The sequence below is a fragment of the Gordonia mangrovi genome, from assembly GCF_024734075.1.
Classification (GTDB): Bacteria; Actinomycetota; Actinomycetes; order Mycobacteriales; family Mycobacteriaceae; genus Gordonia; species Gordonia mangrovi.
This window is the reverse complement of sequence record NZ_CP102850.1, coordinates 2,092,686-2,111,873: the sequence shown is the minus strand read 5'-3', so window position 1 is coordinate 2,111,873 and position 19,188 is coordinate 2,092,686. Positions and strand designations below refer to the sequence as shown.

Annotated in this window: 15 protein-coding genes; 7 read left to right on the top strand and 8 right to left on the bottom strand. The window is 66.5% G+C overall.

Annotation, left to right across the window (positions count from 1 at the left end; genetic code table 11):
* The first annotated feature begins 6 nt into the window (after window positions 1-6).
* Both NWF22_RS09635 and NWF22_RS09630 read left to right on the top strand, forming a co-directional pair.
* Window positions 7-1,305, top strand: coding sequence for a lipase family protein (locus NWF22_RS09635; protein WP_160901510.1), 1,299 nt, complete (start codon window positions 7-9; stop codon window positions 1,303-1,305).
* Between the two features lie 206 nt (window positions 1,306-1,511).
* Window positions 1,512-1,796: an SHOCT domain-containing protein gene (locus NWF22_RS09630; RefSeq protein WP_160901509.1), complete on the top strand. Its 285-nt coding sequence runs from the start codon at window positions 1,512-1,514 to the stop codon at window positions 1,794-1,796.
* 179 nt (window positions 1,797-1,975) lie between these two features.
* Here the strand turns inward: NWF22_RS09630 and NWF22_RS09625 are convergent, their stop codons facing one another.
* The 7 genes from NWF22_RS09625 to NWF22_RS09590 form a co-directional block, all read right to left on the bottom strand.
* A complete protein-coding gene (locus NWF22_RS09625; protein ID WP_160901508.1) occupies window positions 1,976-3,259 on the bottom strand; it encodes a lipase family protein in 1,284 nt (427 codons plus the stop codon).
* 109 nt (window positions 3,260-3,368) lie between these two features.
* Window positions 3,369-5,597, bottom strand: coding sequence for an LLM class flavin-dependent oxidoreductase (locus tag NWF22_RS24485; protein ID WP_160901507.1), 2,229 nt, complete (start codon window positions 5,595-5,597; stop codon window positions 3,369-3,371).
* Window positions 5,598-5,623: 26 nt separating this feature from the next.
* On the bottom strand, window positions 5,624-6,325 hold the full coding sequence (locus NWF22_RS09610) for an NADPH-dependent F420 reductase (RefSeq protein ID WP_160901506.1): 702 nt from the start codon (window positions 6,323-6,325) through the stop codon (window positions 5,624-5,626).
* Between the two features lie 7 nt (window positions 6,326-6,332).
* Window positions 6,333-7,268 (bottom strand): NADP-dependent oxidoreductase, encoded by a 936-nt coding sequence (locus tag NWF22_RS09605; protein WP_160901505.1) that lies wholly within the window; start codon window positions 7,266-7,268, stop codon window positions 6,333-6,335.
* Between the two features lie 111 nt (window positions 7,269-7,379).
* The gene (locus NWF22_RS09600; protein WP_160901504.1) at window positions 7,380-7,847 is read right to left on the bottom strand and encodes a MarR family winged helix-turn-helix transcriptional regulator; all 468 of its coding nucleotides are present in this window, start codon (window positions 7,845-7,847) and stop codon (window positions 7,380-7,382) included.
* Between the two features lie 168 nt (window positions 7,848-8,015).
* Window positions 8,016-8,786, bottom strand: coding sequence for a hypothetical protein (locus NWF22_RS09595; RefSeq protein ID WP_160901503.1), 771 nt, complete (start codon window positions 8,784-8,786; stop codon window positions 8,016-8,018).
* Complete coding sequence (locus NWF22_RS09590; protein WP_258321373.1) at window positions 8,783-9,919, bottom strand: hypothetical protein; 1,137 nt, start codon at window positions 9,917-9,919, stop codon at window positions 8,783-8,785. The genes NWF22_RS09595 and NWF22_RS09590 overlap by 4 nt, the downstream gene beginning before the upstream one ends.
* A gap of 734 nt (window positions 9,920-10,653) precedes the next feature.
* Here NWF22_RS09590 and NWF22_RS09585 point away from each other — a divergent pair.
* From NWF22_RS09585 to NWF22_RS09565, 5 genes are all read left to right on the top strand, one after another.
* The gene (locus tag NWF22_RS09585) at window positions 10,654-12,033 is read left to right on the top strand and encodes a DUF1731 domain-containing protein (RefSeq protein WP_160901502.1); all 1,380 of its coding nucleotides are present in this window, start codon (window positions 10,654-10,656) and stop codon (window positions 12,031-12,033) included.
* Window positions 12,034-12,396: 363 nt separating this feature from the next.
* Window positions 12,397-12,990, top strand: coding sequence for an MspA family porin (locus NWF22_RS09580; protein WP_233751020.1), 594 nt, complete (start codon window positions 12,397-12,399; stop codon window positions 12,988-12,990).
* 935 nt (window positions 12,991-13,925) lie between these two features.
* Window positions 13,926-15,626 (top strand): hypothetical protein, encoded by a 1,701-nt coding sequence (locus NWF22_RS09575; protein ID WP_160901500.1) that lies wholly within the window; start codon window positions 13,926-13,928, stop codon window positions 15,624-15,626.
* A gap of 45 nt (window positions 15,627-15,671) precedes the next feature.
* Window positions 15,672-16,358: a hypothetical protein gene (locus NWF22_RS09570; protein ID WP_160901499.1), complete on the top strand. Its 687-nt coding sequence runs from the start codon at window positions 15,672-15,674 to the stop codon at window positions 16,356-16,358.
* Window positions 16,359-16,422: 64 nt separating this feature from the next.
* Window positions 16,423-17,133 (top strand): hypothetical protein, encoded by a 711-nt coding sequence (locus NWF22_RS09565; protein WP_160901498.1) that lies wholly within the window; start codon window positions 16,423-16,425, stop codon window positions 17,131-17,133.
* A gap of 154 nt (window positions 17,134-17,287) precedes the next feature.
* Here the strand turns inward: NWF22_RS09565 and NWF22_RS09560 are convergent, their stop codons facing one another.
* Window positions 17,288-18,910: a long-chain fatty acid--CoA ligase gene (locus NWF22_RS09560; protein WP_160901497.1), complete on the bottom strand. Its 1,623-nt coding sequence runs from the start codon at window positions 18,908-18,910 to the stop codon at window positions 17,288-17,290.
* Between the last annotated feature and the right edge of the window lie 278 nt (window positions 18,911-19,188).

The window sequence follows — 19,188 nt, the reverse complement described above, 5'->3', positions numbered from 1 at the left end:
GTATCCATGACAGCTCATGCCGTCGAGGCCGTGACCGGCACCACCGCCGACGAGTTGCTGATGCCTGCCCGGGACTCGTTCTACGACGCCCCACGCGGGCTCCAGAAGATGGCGCCGGGCGAGATCATCCGCTCCCGGCGGGTCGAACTCAAGGACTACTGGGCGTCGCATCACCGCAGCCAGGCGTGGCAACTGCTGTACCGATCCACCGACCTGCACGGTGACGCCGGTGTCGCCGCCACCACCGTGGTGCTGCCGCGCAAGCCGGCGCCGCCCGGACGGTTCATGCTGTTGTCGTTCCAGTGCGCGATCGACGCGGTCAGCACCCAGTGCTTCCCGTCGTATGCGCTGCGCAAGGGCGCCGACGCGATACGCACCATCGCGCCGTTCGAATTCCTGGTGGTTCGCCGAGCGCTGGCCAAGGGATGGGCGGTGTCGATCCCCGACCACGAGGGCATGCTCGGCGCGTGGGGAGCGCCCCGCGAACCCGGCTACCGCACCCTCGACGGCATCCGTGCCGCGTTGTCGTTCCCGCATCATGAGATGCCCGCCGACACCCCCGTCGGACTCTGGGGCTACTCCGGTGGCGGGATGGCGACATCGTGGGCGGCCGAGGTGGCGCCGACGTATGCGCCGGAGCTGAACCTGATCGGCGCCGTGCTCGGTTCCCCGGTCGGCGACATGGCCTCAGCGCTGATGCGGCTCAACGGTGGGCTACACGCCGGGCTGCCGGTGATGGCGATCGCCGGGCTGCGCCGTGTCTACCCGCAACTCGAACGCGCGATTCTCGAGCACGCCACCGAGAAGGGGCGCCGGCACCTCGAGGAGATCGCCCGACTCCCGGTCCTGGATGCGGTGCGGCAGTTCCGCAACCACGACATCGACGATTACCTCGACATCCCGCTCGCCGACCTGCTGGCCCAACCCGACATCGTCGAGATGATGGACGACCTGCAGCTCGGCACGCACGCGCCGGAGATCCCGCTCCTGGTGGTGCAGGCGGTGCACGACGAGGTGATCGCCGTCGACGACGTGGACGGTCAGGTCGCCCGCTACCGCGAGCACGGCGTACCGGTCACCTACGTGCGCGACCAGCTCAGCGAGCACTACTCGCTGCTGCCGCTGTCGGGGCCGATGGCAGTGGGGTGGTTGCTCGACCGGCTCAAGGGTCGCCCTCCTCGCGATCGCACCGTGACGGCCGTTGCGGGACAGCGGCGTCCGCGGTGGACGATGCGACTGACGGGACGCGGGCGGTCAGTGGAGTCGGTGACGGCGTCGGACGGCGGTCAGCGACCTGCCGCGTAGGTAGCGCTGCCCGCAGATACCCTTAGTGTCGGAATCCACCTTGGATCCAAACCAAGGTGGATTTCGACATTCGAGGTGGCTGTGACGAGCCAATCGGTGCCCGTGCGCTACCTCGCCCGAAGTGACCAACGACCCTCGACACCACCACACGCCGAGCGCAGGCTGAGGTCATCAGCTTGTGCCAAGATGCGGAAAGGGTGGCGGCGATGAGGTACGACGACCACATGTGGGGCAACAGCTGGGGCTGGGGTGAATGGATCCTGATGACCAGCCTGATGGTGGTGTTCTGGGCGGCCGTCATCGCCGCGATCGTGTCGGCTGTCCGGTATCTGGCGGGCTCCCGCCGGAACTCCGACGGGCAGCCGGACCAGCCGCCGAGTTCCCCGCCGCAGTCGCGGGCCGAAGAAGTCCTCGGTGAACGGTTCGCGCGCGGCGAGATCGAGGAGGACGAATACCGCAGTCGTATGAGCACGCTGCGCGAGCATCGCTGATCCGCATGCGTTCGCACAGTCGGCTGTGGACGATCGTCGGCATCGTGGTGGCGTCGTTGGTGCCGGGCATCGGTGCGCCCCAAGAAGACTTTCGCGCGGCCATCGCGCACTCGCGCGCGAAGCTTCACGCGCACATGAAAGATCAGCGCGCGAAGTCCTCCGCCGATGGTGGTGCATCCTCACGGCACCGCCATCGGCGCCAGACTGTTCCCCCGCGGGATCGTCGCGCAGTTGCTGCGTGTGGGAACCCCGTTGAAGCGTTCGGTCAGATACGGCAGGGCTTGTGCCTCGAACACGGGGAACGCTTGACCGTGCGTGCGTCCGTCGTACTGGGCGTAGGTGACATCGACGCCGCGGGTGCAGTATTCGTTGGCCAGGCCCACCACGTCGCCGGTGACCATGATGGTGTCGCCGATGGCGTCGCTGTGTCCGACGGCCAGGAACAGCGGCGAGCGCGGGGTACCTGCAGTGCCCATGATGTTGTCGTTGACCGCGCGGACCACCTCGGGCACGTCGAGCAGCCCGGAGTAGGGCGGCTTCACCATGTCGGCACTCGTCAGACCGGGATAGTTGCCGGCGAACTCGGTGATGCACTCATCGCTGACCTGCTGGGCGGTCTGCTTGCCGCGAGTGGAGAGGAAGGAGTCGACGTCGAGGTCGTAGGTGCGTTGGTAAGCGACCACGAGCGCGGGGATCACCCCGGCCCACTCGTCGCTGCCGTCGATGTAGGGCAGGTTGTGGGCGAGGTCCACGGGCAGGCCGCCCGCCGCGGTGCCGACGATGTTGAGCTCGGGGGCGTAGCGCGGCGCGACCTCCGCGCCCCACTGGGTCGGCACCGAACCACCCGAGTAGCCCACCAGCCCGACCGGGGTGGAGTCCGGCACGCGCAGGAAACTCTGCGCAGCGCGGACACCATCGAGCGCGGCGTACCCCGACTGCCGGCCGATGGTCCATTCCAGGTCCTCGCCCTCGTAGTCGGGCGCCACGACGGTGTAGCCGGCAGCGAGATAGCCCGCGATCACGCCCTGTTCGGCGGTGTTCAGCGAGTTCGCGTACCCGCCGCTGAGGGTGTATGACGGATCGCACTTGGAGCCGAGCGCGTCGTAGGCCATGTGGTAGGACACCAGCCGGGTGGGGCCCGGCGTCAGCGGCCGCAGCACCGTCGCCACGGTGACGGCCCCATCACCGGCTTGATCGGTCGTCCGGTACAGCACCTGCGTCCCGGTGATTGGAGAGTCGAGCGTCGGGGTGCGGAACGTCATCGGCCGCGACCGCAGAACCGTGCCGGGTGCGATGTTTTCGAGGGGGCCGGAATAGCTGTAGAACGGGTCGGCTGAGGGGAGTGGCGAGCCCGGGCCGGGCGCAGCGATCGCCGCCGGAGCCGCCGCCAACACCACCGATCCGAGAGCCAGTCCGAGGACGACGAGGACACGAAGCAACAACAGCTGGGAGGCGCGGGCCATGGATTGAGTTAATCAGGTGTTGACCCTTCGTGCGGGACGGTCCGCAGTAGCACGCCGTCGGGCGCTGCGAGGACAGTCGCGCCCGGCGCCGGCACCGAGCGCGCGGTCATCACGACGGTGGCGCGATGAAGAAGTTGTCCCGGAACAACCCGGTGGGGTCGTAGCGACCCTTCAACGTCCGCAGGCGGTCGAGATGTGCCGGCGGAAATGCTTGTGCCAGCACCGCATCACCCAGGTCGGTCTCGAAACTCAGGTAGAGACCGTCGAAATGCGGCACCAGCCGCGGCCACCAGGAGTCCAGCTTCGTCGCCCGGGTGCCGAAGGCGGCGACCGAGAAGTTGGCGTCGCGCCACCCGTACGCGGTGGCGTCGTCGGGGACGTCGGCGACCGCGCCGCCGACCGACCGGATCTGGAAGAAGTAGCTGGCGCCCGCCTCGATCAGCTCGGCGGCCTGCGCCGCGAATTCCGGGGTGATGTGCCGGAGCAGACCGGAGTGCGACAGTGGTTCTCCCTGCGCCTGTTGTGGGCCGGGGTCGTTGGCGGCGTTCATGATCTGGTCGTAGGTGACCAACGAGATCGCCTGGTCGAGGATCGGGGCGATGTCGCCGATGGGGGTGAGTCGTTCGACGATCACGTCCGGGTCGTCGGAGTCGACGACCAGCAGTGCCCGGGCGACCGTCGGATGTCCGGGTTGTGGTGCGCCCATGATGAGTTCACCGGTGACCGACCGGTCGGCGGCCTCGATCGCCGCGCCCCACTTCTGCAGAAACGTCGCGATGTCGCTCGCATCGAACATGAGCTGTGCGAATCCCACCCGGCCGACGCGGGACGCCTCGAACTCGAAGGACACCGCGACACCGAAATTGGCGCCGGCGCCACGCACGGCCCAGAACAGGTCGCTGTTCTCGTCGTCATCGGCGTGCACGAGTGACCCGTCGGCGAGGACGACGTCGACGCCGCGCAGGTGGTCGATGGTCAGTCCGTGTTCGCGGGCAAACCACCCGACGCCGCCGGCGGTGGCGAGGCCGCCCACCCCGACGCCGCCGTAGTCGCCGCTGCTGATCGCCAAACCGTATGGCGCCAGTGTGTTGGCCACGTCGACCCAGCGGGCGCCCGGCCCGACCCGCACCAGGCCCGCATCCGGGTCGGTCACCTCGATCGTGTTGAGCGCGCCGACATCGATCACCAGGCCGCCACGATTGATCGACCGCCCCGACAACCCGTGTCCGGCACTGAGAATGCCCAACGGCACATCCCGATGTCGGTCGGCGAAGCGGACGGCGTCGGCGACTTCGTCGACGGTTTGCGGACGCAACACCAGGCCGGGCGCGCCGCCGCGCAGGTACGCCGAGCGATAGCGGGCGTACCCGCGGTCCCCGGGCTCCACCGCGGTCACGGCCAGCGACTGCGGCACGTCGTCATAGTCGATGCCCGTGACTCGCTTGGCCTTTGACTCGGCCGGCCGGATACGACCGCCGACGATCCCGCGCTGTGCACGCAGGCCGGCCACCGTCTCCCTGACCTCGGGTGCGAGCTCCCGGCCGAAGTGCTCGATGGCCCGCGCGTCGTCGGCGGCCAGGATGAAGGTGCTGACGCCGTGGTCGACGGCCAGGTCGACGAGATCGTCGACGCCGAGATCGGGGCCGATGTTCAGCAGGCGGGTGATCTCCCGCGGATCGCGGCCGGCCGCGGTCGCCGCGTCGTCGATCGTTCGGTTGCCGCGTGCGAGATCACCCGGCTTCAGGTAGGCCAAGGACGGTAGCCAGCCGTCGGCGGCGCGCCCCACCAGCCGTAACAGGCGGGGTTTGAGAGCTCCCACCCAGATCGGGATGTCATGTGCGGGGGCGGGTCCCCGTTTCGCACCGGCGACCCGGTGATACGTGCCGTCGACGCGCAGCGGCGTCCGGGTGTCGGTGTCCCAGATCCCGCGGATGATGCGGATCGCTTCGTCGAGGGCCTCGACACTCTGGCCGGGGGACAGACGCGGTTCACCCATCGCCTCGATCGCATCCCAGAAGCCGCCCGCACCCAGCCCGAGCGCAACCCGGCCGTGGGACAACAGGTCCAGCGAGATTGCCTGTCGCGCAAGTACAGCGGGTTGGTGTAGGGGCACGTTGAGCACATTGCCCGCGACCTGGATGGTCGAGGTCTGCGCCGCCACCCAGGACAGCAGTGTCCACGCGTCCAGCAGCGCCGGCTGGTAAGGGTGATCCTGGAAGGTCACCAGGTCCAGTCCGCTGGCTTCCGATGCGATCGCCATCTCGACGGCCCGTTGCGGTGCGTCCGATGACGGCGTCACAAAGGTGCCGAACCGTAGTTCATGTCCGTAGTCGGCCATGGTGACCTCCTCGTGGTGAGTATGCGTTATCGCGTGCTGGTCGTCTCGGGGAGCAATACCTGCGGGCCGAAACGCGTGTGCATCTCCGTCTCGTCGAGCCGCGAGCGTCCCCACCGGCCGTGCACCCTGTTGTAGCGGCCGCCGATCTCCAGTTCGCGGGAGACCGAGATGTCGCCGACCAGCCAGGGCAGCCATCCGGTGCGCTCGAGGTAGGGACGTATCCGCTCGGCCGTCTCGGCGGAGTCGGCGGCGAACGGCAGGACGGCGGGCGGCGTGAGATCCGCGCTCTCGCCGATGAAGGCGGTGGCCAGATTCGAGAACGCCTTGGCCTGAGCGGTATTCGCCGGCAGCAGGGTCGCCACGAACTGACCGGCCGACCCTTCAACGGGTGTGCGGGGGACGATGCCGGCGGCGGTGACGTCGAGCGGATTCGAGACGTCGAGCAGGATCTTGCCGGCGAGCAGCTCACCCAGTTCGGCGATGACGGCGCGCTGAGCCGAATCCCAGAGGGTCGCGAGAACCACCAGTTCTTGTCCAGCAACCGCGTCGGCGAGGCTCGGGGCCACGGTGACCTCGGCACCGTTGGCCCGCGCCCGCACGGTACGGGCAGCGATCTCGGCCTTCTGGAGACGATGGTGATACAGGACGACGTCGGCGCCGTGCGAGGCGAACAGCGTGGCGATCGCGGTGCCGTGCCGACCGGGTCCGATGAGTGCGAGGGATGTCATGTCAGGCCTACTGAGTGGCGAGCGGAAGGTGGGGGTTGTCGGCGAGGTCGAGGACGAGCTTGCCGGTGGCATGTTTGGCGTCGAGCCGACGATGGGCTTCGACGATCTCGGTGAACGGCATCGTCTCGACCGGCAGGATGAGGGTGCCGTCGGCGATCGCCCCGAGCAGTTCGGCGAGTTGGGCGCTGGAGTGCTGCACCCGGACCAACGGGATGTCGTGGGACATCATCGTCTCGGGAACGAGGGTGATCGCTGCACCGCCCGCCGCGACGATCTGGGTCGCGAGATCGCCGGCGTCGGCCGAGCCGGCCAGGTCGATCGATGCGGCGATCTGTGCGCCGCCGGCAGCGGCCGTGACGCGGCCGGCCAGGCCGTCCCCGTAGACGACCGGCGTCGCGCCCAAGTCACGCAGATGCGCCTGATTGGCCGCCGACGCCGTGCCGAGCACCGAGAGGCCGCGCCGCACCGCGAGCTGGGTGAGCACGGTGCCCACGCCGCCGGCCGCGCCGTGCAGCAGGATCGTGTCGCCGGGTGCGAGGTCCAGCGAGTTCAGGGCGGTCAGCGCACTCTGGCCGACGCCGCTCAGTCCACCCGCGAGCGCCCAGCCGAGGTCGGCGGGCTTGGCATGCAGCTGATGCGCGGTGGTGACCATCAGGTCGGCGTCGGCGCCGTTGGCGCCCCACCCGATGACCTCGTCGCCCGGCGTCCAGGCCTGGGATTGGGACTCGACGACGATGCCGGCGAACTCGGTGCCCAGGAGCATCGGAACCTGACCGCCGAAGGAGCCGGATCGGCGTCGGGCGTCCACCGGGTTGAGCCCACCGGTCCGCACCGCCACCCGCACCTGATCCGGTCGAAGTGCAGGACTGGCGTGGTTCTCGATGCTGATGACGTCTGGGGGTCCGAACCGGCGTACGACGGCGACCCGACCGGGCTGGGACATGCTGGCTTCCTCTCGACGGGCGGCGCCGCCCATCGGCACCGATATCTGTAACTACAGATAATCGTCGAGTATTCCCCATCGGGTGGAATCCGGCGGCGCGGTCGCGCGGGGCTACTCGTCGACCGGCGCGGACAACACGCCGGTATGGGCGGCCAGCTTGCGGGCGAATTCGAGGAGAGGGCCCACCTCGTCGTCGTCGATGAGCGGCTCAAATGTCTCGGCGAGACTCTGGCGGTGCGCCGCGGTGGCGCGTTCGATGACGTCGACCCCGGTGGGCGTCAGCGAGACCCGTACCGTGCGGCCGTCCTCGTCACCGGATGACCGGGTGACCAGCCCGGCCTCGGCCAACCGTTTGATCAGGTTGGATGCGGACCCGGAACTGTAGACCAGAGCCTTCGCGAGTTCCGTCGCATGCAACGAGTTGTCGGGCGACTCCCAGAGGGACAGCAAGGCCTCGTAGGCGGGAACGGTGAGGCCGTAATCGCGCTTGAGCTCCACGGCGAGATCGGTGAGCATCGCCTTCTGGCCGAGAAGCAGGCCGCGCCAGATCTCCTGGCGCGCAGTGAGCGGCTCGTGCATGTCGGTCTCCTGAGTGGGGACCAACCACTCTATCTGTAGTCACAGGCAGTTGGGGTGGGTGGTTGCCGAGATGACGTCGCACACCCAGTTCATCGCTCTCGACGCCGACGTGCGGTGGTAGGCGGCGCCAGGGAATCTGTGCGGTCCAGCTGTGCTCTTGCTCGGTTCTTAGATCATCGCGAAGCGGCTCTCCAGATATCGCGTGACTGCTCGCCCGTCAGTCAACTCGTCACGCGCATCAGAGGTGAGCCAGTAGTACCGAAGCATCCAGAAGAGCGCAGTGCCTCCCGGCGTGTAAGAGTCGGGTGTGTCCAGCGTGAACTGCCGGTCGTCGGTCGAGATGACGGTGATCGGATGGCCTGTGTTGGACTTTCCGTCCGGGATGTAGTCGAGGATGGCCTGGATTTCGTCCCACTGAAACGTCGTCCACCGCCTTCCGTTGTAGAAGTCGACGCCTTGACTGCCAAGCGCGATGCGAGGCCCATCACGGAATGCGGAACCGATCAAGGCGGGGACGCACAGAATGGCAACGAGTAATGCCCCAATCGAAAAGAACAGTCGCTGGCCGTCGCTGAGTTCGAGGTCAACTCTGTCTTGGGGGGCAAGAACAGCAAATAGGAATCCGCTGAGGATGAGCCCGCAGAAAGTCGCGCTCATGATTCGTCTCGAGACGGAGTCGGGCTCGACGATCGTGCGGTCGGAAGTCGATGTCGCCCGAGGGGTTACCCGCCTCCGGTAGAGGCGGTATCCGGTCGTCACATAGCCGCACAACGAAATGCTCAAGCCCACAGCGATCAGGGACGTCAGGGCGTTGCCGTTGAGCAGAGCTCGCATAGCCCAGTTGAGGCAGAAGGGCACGGCCGCAACGAAAAACACCATGCCGGCGATCATCCATTTCGAAGGACCTCGCCAGCGACTGGGAGTGGTGAGGGTGGTCATCGGCAGACCACCCCGGCAACTTTCTGACCGACCCAACCGCCCGCCCAACTGCCGAGTGTGCCGCCCACCGCGGCGCCGCCTAAGGCCGCCGGTGCCGATGCCGCCCCCATGCCTGCTGCCGCCCCGAGCGCACCCCCGGCTGTGCCGGCCACTGCGCCGCCGACCACACCGAACGTCCCTGATATCGCGGCTTCACATCTCTGTCCGGCGTCTGCGGTGGCGACATCGTAAATGGCCGTCGCAATACCCAGTGCCGGCCCAGCGAACTTTGCGCCAACCCCGACCTTCTTGACGTCGTCGGCGCTGAGCGTCGGAATACCTCCCCCGCGCGTCGCATACTCGTCGAGTCCGCTCATCGCGCCACCCACTGTCGTCAGGCCTGGATGCGTGAAGAACGGACTGTCTGCGGGGATCTCCACGGTCCGTCCGTCGGCGGTGCTGACGCGGGCGACCTTGTAGCCGTCCTCCCGCTCTTCGGCGTGCACCGTGGTCCCGTCAGCCCACGTGGTCGTCATGAACTTCGTGCTTTCAAAGTTCTCCCACGACCTGCTCTTGGAAATCACGTTCCCGTTCCTGTCATAGTGCAATACCCGGACGTCGTTGAACACTGACGCTGCCACCGGCCCGCGATAGGGATTCATGAGGATGTGTTCCTGCCGACTCCCGTCCTGCATGTGCATGGTGGTGACTCGGTTACCCTCTGCGTCCTCATATTTGGTGATTTCGCGCACCGTCACTCCCATGTCCTCGGAGCGCACCAGCACCTGCTGGTACAGGCCCATGGGGTTCCGAGGGTTGGGGACTTCATCGGCGGGCTTGCTGGTACCCGGCAGTGGGATGATCGATTTCGGGATCTCGAACCCATGGGCGCTCGCCGCGGCCACAATGCTGTTGGCTGTTTCCTCGTCTGCGTCACCGACGGCGAGCAAGAAGCGATTCACTCCGGCCTGCTCGGCCACTGCTCGGTCCGCGAGGGTTTCCGCTTCGTCCGCTGACATCGGGGCGGCCTTGATCAGGACGACCCAGTCGTCCGTCACCCAGAGATCCCCGGCGTCGATATCGTTGGCCTTGGCGAGGAGCGAAGCCCGTGCGTCACCGAGCGGACCGGCGCCGGCGCTGGTCGCCGTGCCCACGGCGGCTGCATTGTCGGATAGATGAGCGGCGGCAGCGTTCGCTCGGCCGAACACCGCGGCTGCGGCGTCGTGCGCGTCCCCAGACCAAGCGTTTAGCTCGGGGAGCGTGCGGCAGGCGGCGTCCAACGTTCGCACCGCATCGTGAACGTATTGACCGGCGGTCGTGACGGCTGCGCCACCTGGTCCGAGTGACGCGGGGTCCCAACTCTCGAGCCGAGGTCGTGACGGCAGCATTGTCTCTACCTCCAGAGGCGGGTGAGGTCCGCTGCGAGATCCTCATCGGTGACACTGTAGTTTTCACCTGCACCGCGCACGGCCAGACCCATCGTCGTGAGACCTTCTTGCATCCTCTGGCACTGCTGGTCTAAATACGTAGCTACCAGGCGGGCGGCCCATTGGCTGGTCGATCCGTCCAGCCCGTCGGCTGCACGCGCGGCCACGGCCGGCAGGTCGGCACCGTCAATACTGTCGGCAGCGCCAACTGTCTGCGTTGCCAGAGCATGTAGGACGTCTGGATCAACCAGCACTGATACCCCCGAAAAGTCAGTCCCGCCCGTTGTCGGAGGGAGCATACCAATTCGGACATGGCGGACTTGAGGGGTGATCAGGGCGTCATTTGTTCGGCCGAGGCTACGGCGGTCGGCGGAGTACGTCTCGAAACTGGCGTACACCTCCCGCGTCAACGTGACAAACGCGACAGCGCCCATCGGGGCCATGCAGGCCTACCGTGAGACATGGCCAGTACAACGTCGTACTCCCAATTCATTGCCCTCGACGCCGACTCGCTCTGGCGGATTCTCGGTGATCCGTCACGACTGCCCGAGTGGCACAGCGGGTATCGATCGGTGACCGTCGACGACGCGATTGCCGTCGGCACCGAAGGCTCCTACGTCCAGACGCATCGCGTTGCCGGACCACTGCATCGACGCCTCGCGCCACCGTTCACCATCACCGGCTACGACCCTGGCCGTCGTCTGCAGCTGACGCAGAAGGAACCGGTAGGGGCGACGGTCATCGACTTCCACCTCGCACCGGCCGATGGCGGGTGTGTTGTCTCCGAAAAGGTCACCGTGACAGCCACATCCGGACCGGTGAGCCGCGCCCTCCGATCTGCCGTCCCACACCTGACCGACCGTGTCGACCTCGCCCGCCTCGCTCGGCTCGCCGGCCTCGCACCGGCCAACGACGCACTGACCGTCGTACTGGCCGGTGGCAGCGGCGCCCTCGGACAGCATCTGGCCGCCGACCTTGCGTGTCGCGGGCATCGACCGGTGATCCTCACCCGCAGCGTCGATTCGACGTCGCCGTTCGAGCAGATCGAATGGGACGGCCGTACCGTCGGCGCGTGGGCCGACATCCTCGTGACCGACCGTCCGGTCGCGGTGGTGAACCTCGCCGGCAAGTTGGTGGATTGTCGTCCGACGCAACGCAACATCGCACTGCTGCGGGACAGCCGCGTCGACGCGACCCGCGCGCTGGTGGCTGCCTCGAGACTCCGCGACACCCCGATCGCGCACTGGCTGCAGGCCAGCACCACCGCCATCTGGAGCGACGCGGGCGAGCAGTGGTGCACCGAGACCACCCCCGTCCCCGAGGGCCTGCCGCAGATGACCGGCGTCGCGCGACCGTGGGAGGACGCGGTCGCGGGTGCGAACGCCGATCATCTGGTCACCCTGCGCACCTCCATCGTCCTCGACAATCAGGCACCCGCGATGAAACGTCTCGCCGACCTGACCCGCGTCGGGCTCGGTGGTCGAGTCGGATCGGGCCGTCAGTGGTTCAGCTGGATCCACGTCGACGACTGGCTGGCGATCGCCCGCGCCGCACTGGGTCTCGACCCCGAGCTCGTCATCCCGGACGGGGTCGTCGTCGGCGCCAGCCCGCACCCGGTGCGCAACGCCGAGCTGATGGCGGCGTTGCGGCGGACACTGCACCGTCCACCGGCCCCACCGACCCCCGCCCCGCTGCTGCGGCTCGGCGCCATCGCGCTGCGCACCGACCCCGCGCTCGGGCTCACCGGCCGACGCGCCCGGTCGCAGGTGCTCGACGACGTCGGGTTCGAGTTCCGCTTCCCGCACCTCGACGACGCGCTCGCCGACCTGCTTGGGAACTGAGCCCCAACACAATTCGTCCCCCGGGTATCGCCTCACCCTCCGCCTGCAGTTGGTGGACGAAACAACACCCGGGGGACGAACCGTCGCGTGCGGTGTCGCTTGCGCGCGTCCGGGTTCTGTCGGTCGGGGGGGTCTGGACTCGTGTGCGGAAACTCAGCGAGGAGTACCTGCAGTTCGCTGAACCTTCTCGAGGAGTTGTTGTCTCAGTCACAAAGGTGGGCAGGTCGGTGCCACGACAATATGTGCCATGATGAAGTTCTAGTATTCATTGGCGAATACTCATTTGGGGGGCGGATGATCATGGGGGATGGCCGACGCTGCGTGCTGCGATGCGTGGCGGCGGCTCTGACGGTGGTGACTGGCATGTTGGCATCAACGGCTGTGCCAGCTGGCATCGCGTCTGGGGCGCCGAATGCTTTTGCTGACCAGCGGGTGTCGAAGTTGACGGCGGATGGCTGGCGTGTCACCGCGGTGAAGTCCCAGGAGAAGGTCCACAGTGTCGCGCCCCTGAATCAGTCGCCGTGGACACGCGAAGGGTTTCTGTCGCTGCGCGGAGCGGGACACATCGCGGGCTCCGGTGGCGAGCCTGTGACGGCGGGCACTGTTACTGCGGGCTTTCAAGTCGGCTGCAACATCGATGTCACTTCCGGTCTGGCCTTGGGCGTGACGGCAGGACCGACCGCTCAGATGGCGATATCGTGGCCGCCCGCGCTGATCGTTGGCGCGCAGGCCATGCCGAACGTCGCGACCACTCTCAAGCCGGGCACGATTGCCGACGTCCCGTTCGGCACCAAGACCCTTACAGGTGCTACGGGTGGACTCACTGTCGATGGGGTGCATGTCAAGGTCGATGGGTGTCTCGGTCCCGTCGCCGTGCGGGCGTACGTGACCGTCGCCATTTCCACACCGGCAAACGACACCACGGTCAACGTCTACGGCAAGCCTCACTACCTGTAGTCAGCCGAAGTGTGACGCGCTGACGCGCGGCGGCGCAGCCCGTCCGCCTTGGTGGCGACTCGCCGGACTGACCAGTTCTGCTTCGAAAGGCAAACAATCGTGACGAGAGCGCAGACATCCGTGACCCGTGGTGCGGAGTCCGGCAATGAGCCCGACCATGACGAACCAGCCGCGTCGAGCGGTCAGCGGGCCACGATGGTGTCGGGGTCTCTCTTCGTTGTCGGCTGCGTACTACTGGTCATCGTGGCGGCCAACCTGTCGAATATGGCCGAGTGGGCGGACCGATGGGGGCAGGTAGCGGTGTTCCTCATCTTCTTCTTGGTCATGTCGATCGCGGGACGCTGGTTCTGGGCTGGTGTTGACTTGGTGCTCGCGAGAATCCGCAATCGATGACTCTGCGACGCGGAGCGGCAGGGCGGTGCGCCGAGTTGGCGGCGAGCGTCTCAACGACCGCGAATGTCATCACGACCTGTGGACGGTGCCGCGGTTGGTTACGCGCCGTAGTGCTGACGACGAGCCTCCTCGTCGCTGGGGTTGTTTCCCTGGTGGCTGGTGCACTCGCTCCCCCAGAGGCGCGTGCGGACGCGCTGTGTGATCAGATGCGAGAACAGTACGGTCCGGCGTGGCCGTGCATCAGTGTGCCCACCTATTCGCCACCCCCTACGCAGAACACCCCACCGCCCTCCGCCGGATATGCACATGGCGACGCGGGCGGGGGGCCCGGCATTGCAGGCAGTCCCGGCCCCGGACCCGGTGAAGGCAACGGGGTTCCAATCGTGGACGTTCCCGGCTCGCCCTCTCGCGAAAGCCGCGCAACTCGCGAGCCCAGTCCGAATTCATCAGCACCGCAACGAGATCAGGGACCTGCAGCTACCTCTGTCGACACGTCGCCGGAGAACAGTGGTGCGACTACCTCGGCTGTCCCAGATGTCGTGGTGCGCGGCGACGACAAGGACGTCGGCCCGCGCGCGCCGATGTCGGAGACTGTCGAAGGCACGGGAGCGTTGCTGCCGGCCGGCGGCCGCGGCTCCGATATCCCGTTGCCACTGTGGCTCCTCGCCGGGGCCGCGGCGCTCGCGGTAGCCAGTCCACGTACCCGGCTCGACGGGATGAGATTCCTCAAACCGGGCGGTTCCACAAGGGGCACAGTCGGTCCGAGTCGTCTGGTACTGATTCACGACAGCGCCAGTCCGCGCGCCTACCACTTCGAAATGGACGTGCCCAGCGGTGGCCAGACAGTCATCAACGCCGACGGGTCAGCAACCGTTGTCGACCAGGACGGAAACGCAGTACAGGAAGTCGCGAGCCCGTGGGCCTTCGACTCGACCGGCCGCCCTCAACACACCTGGTACTCCACCGATGCCGAGGGCAACCTTGTCCAGCACGTCAGGCCAGACGACGATGCCGTGTACCCGATCCTGGCTGATCCCACGGAGACCGAATACTGGGATGCAAGACTCTCCGCGCCTCCCACGGGGCCCTACACTCCCGAGCAAGAACAGCAGCGCGACACGATCAGTCAGTACGAGGCAGAACACGGTGACCCGCTCACCGAGACGCGGTCGAGCCAGGCGCCGCTCGACGCTGGTGATGATGCTCTTGGCAGCATGCTCTCTGCGGATGCACCACCCAATGCGACGGCCGAGGCCGACGGCGTCTCCGATGAAGTGGCGCAGGCCAACCCCCTGGTGGGTGGCGCCCAGCAGCAGACCGACCAGAGCGACACCGAAGCACTCGGTGATCTGGTCGCACCGTGGCAAGCGGAACCAGACAATGCGCCCCGTGGGATCACCACCGATGGCGATCAGAGCACTGCCGGCGCAGAGCCGGCGCCTGGGCAGTCTCTCGGATACGACGACTGGGTACGCAACAACTACCTCGGCGAGGACGTCGGGGTCATCAATCAGCGCACAAGCTCGGATGGGAGTCTCGAGTACTACCGGGTGGAGACGGCTCCAGACGGCACAGAGACTGAGATCACTGCGTCGAGCGCTCGAGTAACGGAGAACGGCGATCTGCTGTACGTCTTCTCCGACGGATCCGTCCTCAATCCTGATGTGAACGAGGGTATCTGGTCACTGACGAAGTATGACGACAGCGGTGTTGCGACAACGCAGTTCGCGAACGGTGAGCAACTCGAACTCCGCCCGGACGGCAGTGGCGTCCGCGTTCTTGCAGACGGTACGCGAGTCGAGTTCCGCACAGGCAAAGACCCCGACGGGAAACCCGCCCTCGTCGACCCCGCGAGTGGCGCGGTCCTGGATCTGCCGTCGGTTCTGGGCGTGCTTGCGACGAGTACCATTGCCGCCCACGGCAGCTTCATCGAAGCCTTGGCCACACCCGGAGCGGTGAAAGGCTGGCAGGTGCCGAGAACACTGGGCGCAGGAGCGGTCCGTTGGGGAGGTCGTGCGTTCGGTCCGGCTGGTGCGATATTGGGCGCCGAGATGGACACCGGTACCGGAACACCGCGGACGCAAGCCTATGTTCAAAATGGTGCCGCGTGGGGTGCGGGTGCGGGGGTGGGGTTTGCTGCCACGATGGCTGGCGTGGCCTTCGCGCCTGCGGCCGCCGCCGGACTCATTGTGGGGGCGATTGTCTACGGTGTAGTCAAAGGCGCGTACTGGCTTCTCAGCTAGTCCGTGCTATGGAACTCATGGAGATTTGCTTTGCGTCCAGGTGTGATGTTCGCGTTCCTCGGGATGCTGGTCCTTATCGTCAGCGGTCTGCTTGTCGGAGCATTCCTCTTCCTTTTTATGCGCGGAAGCGTCTCGGGTGCGGTCGGAATGGTGGCGTGTGCAAGTAGTGTCGGCGTACTCGTATGGATCCTGGCATCACGACTCTGGCGTGCCGATCCGAGTGCGACTGTCTACTGGCTCGACACCGGCTGTATTGGGCGCAACTCGTTGCCGGTCGTCGAGCCTCTTCTTCTTGCTCTTGTGTATTCATCAGGCGGAGCTGGTTTGGTTCTCGTCAACATTGCGTTCGGCGATGCGGCGACTGTGCGTGATCATATCCAAGTTGTCGTGATCACCGTGGTCATGGTGGTCGCCGTCATCGCGATGCCGATCTGGTCATGGCGCGCCGCGGGTTCGGGGGCGCATCTGCGGTTCGGACCTGATGGGCTGCATTGGGTCACTACTGGCGGTCGGGCGCACTTTCTGTCGATCGACGAACTCGTTCAAGCAGAATGCCGCGCGTACCGGAATGGCAACCTGCGAATCGCTGTGGTCCCATCGCCGGCACATTCTGATCGCGTGCTAATCCGACTGGTCAACTACGGTCCGAATCTCGAATCCGTGCTACAAGCCCTCGACGACTATTTGACCGCCGCAGGGGGATCGATACAACGAGTCAATCGATTCCGCTGATCCAGAACTCCGCTACCCGTGCCCGGCAATTGGGGTGCAGTTTCCGGAAATTGGAGGAACCCCGATGCGTCCCGGCGTCGTGTACGTTCTTGTGGGTGTTCTCGCGGTCGCGGCTGCGGCAGCAGCCGCGGTGGCCTTTGTAGCCGCATTTGACCCGGCGCGCAGCCTGACCGGAACGGTGGGCGCAGGTGTCATGGCGTGTCTGTTCGGCACCTTTGTGATCCTCAGTCTTGATCGGCTCGTGCATACTGACCCGGACGCGACCGTCTATCAGCTGGATTCGCACCACATACCCCGCAATGTGTTGCCGGTGATCGAACCTCTCGTCATCGCTGCCATCTGTGTCCTCAGCGCTATCGGAACAGTCCTTCTGTACTTGGCTCTCGGTGACTCAGCCACCCTGCGTGACGATATCCAGACCGCCGTGGTGGTGGTGCTCGCTGTCGCCACCACAATCGCGATGCCGATCTCGTCGTGGCGGTCGGCTCGGTCGAATGCGCACTTGCGGTTGACGCCCGATGGTATGCGCTGGATCGCCACCGACGGCAAGGCGCACAGCTTATCGATGGAGGAGCTTGTGGCCGCCGACTGCGTAGTATTCCGAAGCGGCAAGTTGCACATTCAACCGGCGGCCACGGCAGTCGAACCATATCCGCGGTTGATGCAGATCCAGCTGGCATACTACGGTCCCAATCTCGAATCAGTACTGGTGGAGCTCGAGGAGTACGTTGCCGCCGCGGGTGGGGCAATTCAGCGAGTCAACCGATTCCGGTGACTCGCGCGCGACAACGCCTCGGGGTCTTGCTCAGAGCCTCCGCCCCAACACAATTCGTCCCCCGGGTATCGCCTCACCCGCCGACCGCAGTCGGCGGATGAAACAACACCCGGGGGACGAACACTCCGGCCCGCGGCCGGCAGAGACCCGCGCCTCAGATCCGCGTCACGTCGAGGTCGCCGTCCTGGTACTGCGAGCGAAGGCGCTTCTTGTCGAACTTGCCGACGCTGGTCTTGGGCACTTCCTGGATGACGGTCCAGTTCTCCGGCAGCTGCCACTTGGCGACCTTGTCGGACAGGAACTCGCGCAGGGTGTCGGCGGTGGCGTCGGAGCCCTCGCGCAACACCACCGCGACCAGTGGCCGCTCATCCCACTTGGCGTCGGGGATGCCGATGACGGCTGCCTCGATGACGTCGGGGTGGCCCATCACGGCGTTCTCCAGGTCCACCGAGGAGATCCATTCGCCGCCGGACTTGATGATGTCCTTGGTGCGGTCGGTCAGGGTGAGGTACCCGTCGGGGGTGATGGTGCCGACGTCGCCGGTGCGCAGCCAGCCGTCCTGGAACTTCTCCGGCGCGTCGACGCCGTAGTAGGAGCCGGTGATCCACGGGCCGCGGACCTCGAGTTCGCCGACGCTCTTGCCGTCGTGCGCAACGGGTTCGCCGAGGTCGTCGACCAGGCGGGCCTGCACCGACGCCGGGAACCGACCCTGGGTGTAGCGGTAGCGCCAACGCTCCTCGCCCTCGGTGTCGGCAGGCGGCCGCGCCACCGAACCGAGCGGCGACGTCTCGGTCATACCCCACGCGTGCAGCACCTGCACCCCGTGGTCCTCCTCGAAGGTGTGCATCAGCGACGGCGGCACCGCCGATCCGCCGATCAGCACATCCTTCATGAAGGAGATGTCCTGCGGATGCGCTTCGAGGTACTGGTGCAGGCCCTGCCAGATGGTGGGCACCGCGGCGGAGAAGTTGGGCTTCTCGGCGGCGATCAGCGCGGCGAGGGGTTCGGGCTGCAGGAACCGGTCGGGCATGATCAACGACGCACCGATCATGAACGCCGCGTAGGGAAGTCCCCACGACATGGCGTGGAACTGCGGCACCACGGCGAGCGCCCGATCGCCCTGTTTGAGTGCGGGGCCGTCGGTCATGCACACCTGCATCGAGTGCATGTAGATCGAACGATGGGAGTAGGCAACACCTTTCGGGTCGCCGGTGGTGCCCGAGGTATAGCACATGGCGGCGGCTGAGCGTTCGTCCACCTCGGGCCAGTCGAACTCGGTCGGCTGGTCGGCGATCAACGCCTCGTAGGAGTGCACCTGCACCCCTTCGGGCGCTTCGACTCCCGCGGTGGAGTTGCCGGTCACGATGATGTGCTTGACCGTCTCCAACTGCGCCAGCTGCGGGTTGAGCAGCGGCACCAGGGTGGGGTCGACGATGATGACGTGGTCTTCGCCGTGATTGGCCACGAACACCAGTTGCTCGGGGAACAACCGGATGTTCAGGGTGTGTAGCACCGCGCCCATGGATGGGATGGCCAGGTAGGCCTCGAGGTGTTCGGCGTTGTTCCACATGAACGTGCCGACCCGCTGATCACCGGTCACCCCCAGCCCGCGCAGTGCGTGCGCGAGTTGTGCGCATCGCTTGCCGACGTCGGCATAGCTGCGACGACGCGGGCCGTCGTCGGTCCAGGTGACGACCTCGGCGGCGCCGTGAACGGTGCTGCCGTGGCGCAGCAGCTGCGCGATCGACAGCGGGGCTTCTTGCATGGTGCTCAGCATCGAGACTTCTCCTTCAGGTGTTCGGGGTCGGGACGGCGGGTGGACGCATCACATTCGAGCGTGGCACTCCACCGCGGCATAGGCGATCGGTTTCGCGAAGGGCACGGTCCGGCAGCGCATCTTGTGGACCCCCTTTCACTCGACACACAGTGTGATCCACATCATTGTCCAATTCGCCCAACCCCGTATTGACATCACGGGACACAGAATTGACTTTGGAGGACACCTCGGGTCGACGGGCAGCGGGGTGCCACTTCGACGAGCGCCGCGGGAGGCAT

What these genes read in the sequence shown, in the direction of transcription:
- NWF22_RS09635 (WP_160901510.1), top strand. Translation starts at nt 7, where the DNA reads ATGACAGCTCATGCCGTCGAGGCCGTGACCGGCACCACCGCCGACGAG.
- NWF22_RS09580 (WP_233751020.1), top strand. Translation starts at nt 12,397, where the DNA reads ATGTTGGCATCAACGGCTGTGCCAGCTGGCATCGCGTCTGGGGCGCCG.
- NWF22_RS09625 (WP_160901508.1), bottom strand. Translation starts at nt 3,259, where the DNA reads ATGGCCCGCGCCTCCCAGCTGTTGTTGCTTCGTGTCCTCGTCGTCCTC.
- NWF22_RS24485 (WP_160901507.1), bottom strand. Translation starts at nt 5,597, where the DNA reads ATGGCCGACTACGGACATGAACTACGGTTCGGCACCTTTGTGACGCCG.
- NWF22_RS09565 (WP_160901498.1), top strand. Translation starts at nt 16,423, where the DNA reads ATGCGTCCCGGCGTCGTGTACGTTCTTGTGGGTGTTCTCGCGGTCGCG.
- NWF22_RS09570 (WP_160901499.1), top strand. Translation starts at nt 15,672, where the DNA reads ATGTTCGCGTTCCTCGGGATGCTGGTCCTTATCGTCAGCGGTCTGCTT.
- NWF22_RS09600 (WP_160901504.1), bottom strand. Translation starts at nt 7,847, where the DNA reads ATGCACGAGCCGCTCACTGCGCGCCAGGAGATCTGGCGCGGCCTGCTT.
- NWF22_RS09595 (WP_160901503.1), bottom strand. Translation starts at nt 8,786, where the DNA reads ATGACCACCCTCACCACTCCCAGTCGCTGGCGAGGTCCTTCGAAATGG.
- NWF22_RS09605 (WP_160901505.1), bottom strand. Translation starts at nt 7,268, where the DNA reads ATGTCCCAGCCCGGTCGGGTCGCCGTCGTACGCCGGTTCGGACCCCCA.
- NWF22_RS09585 (WP_160901502.1), top strand. Translation starts at nt 10,654, where the DNA reads ATGGCCAGTACAACGTCGTACTCCCAATTCATTGCCCTCGACGCCGAC.
- NWF22_RS09630 (WP_160901509.1), top strand. Translation starts at nt 1,512, where the DNA reads ATGAGGTACGACGACCACATGTGGGGCAACAGCTGGGGCTGGGGTGAA.
- NWF22_RS09610 (WP_160901506.1), bottom strand. Translation starts at nt 6,325, where the DNA reads ATGACATCCCTCGCACTCATCGGACCCGGTCGGCACGGCACCGCGATC.
- NWF22_RS09560 (WP_160901497.1), bottom strand. Translation starts at nt 18,910, where the DNA reads ATGCTGAGCACCATGCAAGAAGCCCCGCTGTCGATCGCGCAGCTGCTG.